This is a genomic window from uncultured Methylobacterium sp. (assembly GCF_964244095.1).
GTDB lineage: Bacteria > Pseudomonadota > Alphaproteobacteria > Rhizobiales > Beijerinckiaceae > Methylobacterium.
The window spans coordinates 1-5,662 of sequence record NZ_CAXTHR010000202.1; the positions used below are offsets into that span (position 1 = coordinate 1).

The 5,662-nt window shown below is 71.0% G+C and carries 7 protein-coding genes; 6 read left to right on the forward strand and 1 reads right to left on the reverse strand.

Annotated features, from left to right (window positions below; genetic code table 11):
* The 6 genes from ACFE86_RS20810 to ACFE86_RS20835 form a co-directional block, all read left to right on the forward strand.
* The coding region (locus ACFE86_RS20810) for a stimulus-sensing domain-containing protein (protein WP_375457227.1) at positions 1-1,659 on the forward strand (1,659 nt) is incomplete at its 5' end.
* A gap of 82 nt (positions 1,660-1,741) precedes the next feature.
* Positions 1,742-2,257, forward strand: coding sequence for an HPr kinase/phosphorylase (locus ACFE86_RS20815; RefSeq protein ID WP_375457228.1), 516 nt, complete (start codon positions 1,742-1,744; stop codon positions 2,255-2,257).
* A 124-nt stretch (positions 2,258-2,381) separates the two neighbouring features.
* A complete protein-coding gene (locus ACFE86_RS20820) occupies positions 2,382-2,783 on the forward strand; it encodes a PTS sugar transporter subunit IIA (protein ID WP_375457233.1) in 402 nt (133 codons plus the stop codon).
* A 124-nt stretch (positions 2,784-2,907) separates the two neighbouring features.
* A complete protein-coding gene (locus tag ACFE86_RS20825; RefSeq protein WP_375457229.1) occupies positions 2,908-3,228 on the forward strand; it encodes an HPr family phosphocarrier protein in 321 nt (106 codons plus the stop codon).
* A 306-nt stretch (positions 3,229-3,534) separates the two neighbouring features.
* The gene (locus tag ACFE86_RS20830; protein ID WP_375457230.1) at positions 3,535-3,726 is read left to right on the forward strand and encodes a hypothetical protein; all 192 of its coding nucleotides are present in this window, start codon (positions 3,535-3,537) and stop codon (positions 3,724-3,726) included.
* Positions 3,727-3,831: 105 nt separating this feature from the next.
* The gene (locus ACFE86_RS20835; RefSeq protein WP_375457231.1) at positions 3,832-5,013 is read left to right on the forward strand and encodes a pyridoxal phosphate-dependent aminotransferase; all 1,182 of its coding nucleotides are present in this window, start codon (positions 3,832-3,834) and stop codon (positions 5,011-5,013) included.
* A gap of 43 nt (positions 5,014-5,056) precedes the next feature.
* Here ACFE86_RS20835 and ACFE86_RS20840 read toward each other — a convergent pair.
* The coding region (locus ACFE86_RS20840; RefSeq protein WP_375457232.1) for a phosphoenolpyruvate carboxykinase (ATP) at positions 5,057-5,662 on the reverse strand (606 nt) is incomplete at its 5' end.

Genomic DNA, 5,662 nt, shown 5'->3' on the forward strand with positions numbered 1-5,662 from the left:
GTGCTCAACCTCGTCGGGCTGATCGCGCTGCTCGTCGGCTTCCTGTACCTGAACCAGTTCCGGCAGGGCCTGATCCAGGCCCGCGTCGAGAGCCTGGCGATCCAGGGCGACATCATCGCCGGCGCCATCGCCTCGTCGGCCTCGGTCGATACGGGAACGATCCGGATCGACCCCGACAAGCTGCTCCAGCAGCAGGCCGGCGAGGGCAGCGGCCCCGAGGAGGAATCCTCGCCGCTCGCCTTCTCGCTGAACCCCGAACAGGTCGCGCCGCTGCTGCGCCGCCTCGTGACCCCCACGGGCAACCGCGCGCGGGTCTACGACCGCGAGGGCGGCCTGTTGTTCGACACGCGCTCGCTGTTCAACCGCACGGACGGTTCGGCCGGTGCGCCGCAGATGCGCAAGCGGTCCCTGCTCGAACGGGCCTTCGAGTTCGCCCAGGCCTGGACCTTCGGCCTGTTCGGCGACCGGGTGAAGCCGCAGGAGGAGGTCGGGCCGGCCAACGGCCATTCGCTGCGCGAGGTCCAGACCGCGCTGGGCGGCGCCCGCGGCAGCTTGGTCCGCCGCAACGAACTCGGCGAGACCACGGTCTCGGTGGCGGTGCCGATCCAGCGGTCGGGCGCGGTGCGCGGCGCCCTGCTGCTCTCGACGCAAGGGGATGCGATCGACCGCGTCATCGCCTCGGAGCGCTTCAGCCTGTTCCAGGTCTTCCTCGTCGCCGCGGTGGTGATGATGGTGCTCTCGATCCTGCTCGCGGGCGCCATCGCCGGGCCGGTCCGGCGGCTGGCCGAGGCCGCCGAGAAGGTGCGGATGGGCATCAAGACCCGCGAGGAGATCCCCGACTTCACCAGCCGCACCGACGAGATCGGCCATCTCTCGGGTGCGCTGCGGGACATGACGCAGGCGCTCTACCGGCGCATCGACGCGATCGAGAGCTTCGCCGCCGACGTGAGCCACGAGCTGAAGAACCCGCTGACCTCCCTCCGCAGCGCGGTCGAGACGCTGCCGCTCGCGCGCAACGACGAGTCGCGCGGGCGCCTGATGGCGATCATCCAGCACGACGTGCGCCGCCTCGACCGGCTGATCAGCGACATCGCCGACGCCTCGCGGCTCGATGCCGAGCTCGCCCGCGCCGAGGCGCGCAAGGTGGATCTGCGCAAGCTCCTGACCACGGTGGTCTCGGTCGCCAACGAGCGCAAGCGCCCCAAGGACTGCCTGATCCAGCTCGACGTGGACGCGGCGCCGGGCGACCAGGACGCGCCCTTCGCGATCATCGGCCACGACAGCCGCCTGGGCCAGGTGGTCAACAACCTCCTCGACAACGCGCGCTCGTTCTCGCCGACCGAGGCCAAGGTGCGCGTCGCGCTGCGGCGGGTGCGCGGCGACGTGGAACTGATCTGCGAGGACGAGGGGCCTGGCATCCCCGAGCACGCCCTGGAGCGGATCTTCGAGCGTTTCTACACCGACCGGCCCGAGCAGGGCTTCGGGCAGAATTCGGGCCTGGGCCTCTCGATCTCGCGCCAGATCGTCCAGGCGCATCGCGGCTCGATCCGCGCCGAGAACCGCCCCGGCCCGGCGGACGAGGACGGCGAGCCGACGATCCGCGGCGCCCGCTTCATCGTCCGCCTGCCGGCGGCCCCGCGGCAATCGTCGGCGGCGTGAGAGTGTTCGATCCCGGTGCGACGCGGGTCTTTCGTCCCGTTCGGGAGGGCGGCCTGCGGATCGCGCGCCGCCGGCCGCTCCGATGAGCACCGAACCCGCTCCGCCAGGAACCAGGGATACGATCCATGCCACCTGCGTCGTGATCGGGGAGGCGGGCGTGCTGATCCGCGGTGTCGCAGGCGCAGGCAAGTCGAGCCTCGCCCGCGCGCTGATCGCGGGCGCCGGCTTAACGGGGAAGCTCGGCGCCCTCGTCGGCGACGACCGGGTGCGGGTCGCGGCGGTGAACGGGCGCCTCGTCGCGCGGCCCCATCCCGTAATCGCCGGGCTGATCGAGATCCGCGGCCACGGGATCGTCGCGGTCGAGGCGGTTCCGGCCTGCGTCGTGCGCCTCGTCGTCGACCTGCAGGAGGCCGGCCCGCGCCTGCCCGAGACGCCCGCGTCCGATGCGGCGATCCTCGGCATCCGCCTGCCCCGCCTCGCGATCGACCGGGCCTCGCGCGAGGCGGGGCTCGCCGCCCTGCTCGTCCTCGCGGCGGCGAGCGTGTCTTCGCAGCCGCACACGCGCGTCCACGACGGACCGGACGGCGCGCGCCCGTAGCGCGGTGCCGACTTGCGTGGCATGGTGATGGCGACGGTCGATGAAAACGTCGCGGCCGCCTTGAGTCTGTGCGTGCAACGCACAAGATGGCGGCTTCGTTCACAGGACGGCGGAATTCGTGTCGATGATTGGCATGGTGCTCGTCACCCACGGGCTGCTCGCGACCGAGTTTAAGGCCGCGCTGGAGCACGTGGTTGGCCCGCAGGAACAGATCGAGACCATCACGATCGGACCTGAGGACGACATGGAGTTGCGGCGGCGGGACATCATGTCCGCGGTCGGCCGGGTGAACACCGGGACCGGCGTCGTCGTGCTCACCGACATGTTCGGCGGCACGCCCTCGAACCTCGCACTCTCCTGCATGAACGGCGGCGCGGTCGAGGTGGTGGCGGGGATCAACCTGCCGATGCTGATCAAGCTCGCCAGCGTGCGCGAGGCCGAATCGCTCGGCGACGCCGTGCTTCACGCGCAGGAAGCCGGCCGCAAGTACATCAACGTCGCCTCGCGCGTCCTCGCCGGCAAGTAGTCTTTCAAATAGTCTTTCGTCCCGGGCGCGGAGCCGTTACGCACGGTGGCCCCCGTGCGTGACGCACACGCCTCCGACCGACGCGGAGGACCGCGCGGGGACGGACAGGGAAGCGCGCCGGGCGATGGACGATCTCTACGAGCCGGACCACGAGCCGCCGCCGGTGCCGGACGGCGGCTTCCTGAGGCGCCTGCCGATCGTCAACCGGCGCGGCCTGCACGCCCGGGCGTCGGCGAAGTTCGTCCAGACGGTGGAGCGGTTCGAGGCGCAGGTCGGCGTCACCCGCGCGGGCGAGACGGTGGGCGGCCGCTCGATCATGGGCCTGCTGACGCTCGGCGCCGCACAGGGCACCGCCGTCATGGTCACCGCCGTCGGGGCCGATGCCGAAGCCTGCCTCGATGCGCTCGAGGCGCTGCTCGCCAACCGTTTCGGCGAGGACGAATAGGCTTCATGCACCTCTACGCGGATGAGATTCCGGTCCCGGGCCTTCCGATGCGCCGGAATCGGTCCGTGATGAGGCTCTCCAAGGCGGGCTGGTGTTCGCCGAGACGATAGACGTGCGTCTTCAGTAAGCGACGCCGCCTCGTCCGCGACGCGATGTTTCCAGCCGCCGGGACCCGCCTTCGGCGCCCCCGCGCGACAAAAAAACGGGGCGGCGGGTGTCCCCATCGGGGCGGGGCGGTGCTATGCACGGGCGACGCGTCCGAGACGCGCGGGCCCCTGCTGCCCCCGTACGACCTGAGTGCCGTTCATGAACCCGCTCGTTCCGCTCTTCATCCTGATCAGCCTGCCGCTTGCCGCGATCGGGCTCGTTCTCTACACCGATGCTGGCATCGAGCCGGCCCTGTTCTACGCCGCCGTGAAGACCTTCGTGGTCCTCGGCATCCTCGCCGTCGCGCTCTCCTTCGGCGCGAGCAAGCTGGCCGAGCGCGCCAAGCACTGACGCCTTGCACTGACGCCTGCGGGTCTTCCGAAGCGTCCCGAACCGCAGGGCGGCGGGTTCAGCGCGCGGGCGGCCTCGGACGACGATCATCGCGAGGGCGCTTCCATGATGCAGGTCGTTCCGGCGTTCGGACGCATCGGCGAGGAGAACGCCTTCGCCGTCCTGGCCCGCGCCGACGCGCTCTCCGCCGCGGGGCGCGACGTGATCAACCTCGGCATCGGCCAGCCCGACATGCCGACGCCGGCCCACATCGTCGAGGCCGGCATCAAGGCGCTTCGCGACGGGCATCACGGCTACACGCCGGCCACCGGCATCCTGCCGTTGCGCGAGGCGGTGTCCCGCGACATCCACCGGCGCCACGGCGTCGCGGTGTCCCCCGAGAGCGTGATGATCGTGCCCGGCGGCAAGGTCACCATGTTCATGGCGATCCTGATGTTCGGCGAGCCCGGCGCCGAGATCCTCTATCCCGATCCCGGCTTCCCGATCTACCGCTCGATGATCGCGTTCACCGGCGCGAGGCCGGTGCCGGTGCCGATCCGCGAGGAGAACGGTTTCGCGTTCTCCGCCGACGAGACGCTGGCGTTGATCACGCCGAAGACCCGCCTGCTGATCGTCAACGCGCCGGCCAACCCCACGGGGGGCGTGACGCCCAAGGCGGAGATCGACACGCTGGTGAAGGGCCTCGCCGCGCATCCCGACGTCGCGATCCTGTCGGACGAGATCTACGGCACCATGACCTACGACGGGGAGGCGCATCACTCGCTGCTCACCTACGAAGAGATCCGCGACCGTCTGATCTATCTCGACGGCGCCTCGAAGACCTACGCCATGACCGGGTGGCGGCTGGGCTGGTCGGTCTGGCCCACGCCCCTCTACGAGGCGGCACGCAAGCTCGCGGTCAACGCCCATTCCTGCGTCAACGCAGCGACGCAATGGGCCGGGATCGCGGCGCTCGACGAATCGCAGGATTGCGTCGCCGAGATGGTCGCCGCGTTCGACCGGCGGCGTCGCATCGTGGTCGCGGGCCTGAACGACCTGCCCGACATCTCCTGCATCATGCCGAAGGGGGCGTTCTACGCATTCCCCAACGTCGGCGGGACCGGCTGGAGGGCCAAGGCGCTCGCCTCGGCCCTGCTGGAGGAGGCCGGCGTCGCGGTGATCGGCGGCCCGGATTTCGGCGTGCACGGCGAGGGCTACATCCGGCTGTCCTACGCCAACTCGGCGGAGAACATCCTGCGGGCGCTGGAGCGGATGAAAGCGTTCCTGAGCGAGCGGAAGCCGGGCTGACGGCCGGGCCCCGAGGAGACCGTCCGCCGCCGCGTCACGGGGTTCAAGCCGCCATCGCCTGCGCCTTCGGCCCGGCCGCGCGCACGTCCGCGTCGACATGCGCCTCGAAGCGCGTGAAGTTCGCCTTGAACATCCCGACGAGCCGCGTCGCCGTCTCGGCGAAGGCGGCCTTGTCGGCCCAGGTCTTCACCGGCTGGAGGATGTGCGGCTCGACGCCGGGCACCGAGACCGGGACCGCGAAACCGAAATACGGGTCGCGGCGGAACGCGGTCTTGGACAGCGAGCCGTCGAGTGCCGCCGCGAGCAGCCGGCGGGTGACGCGGATCGGCATGCGCCGCCCGGTGCCGCCGCCGCCGCCGGTCCAGCCCGTGTTGACGAGCCAGCAATCGACGTCGTGCCTGGCGATGCGATCGCGCAGCAGGCGGCCGTAGACGCTCGGGTGGCGCGGCATGAACGGCGCCCCGAAGCAGGTCGAGAACGTCGCCTCGGGGGCCGTCAGGCCGCGCTCGGTGCCGGCGACCTTGGCGGTGTAGCTAGAGAGGAAGTGGTACATCGCCTCGGCGCCGGTGAGCTTGGCGATCGGCGGCATCACCCCGAAGGCGTCGCAGGTCAGCATCACGACGGTCCTCGGGTGCCCGGCGCGGCCCGT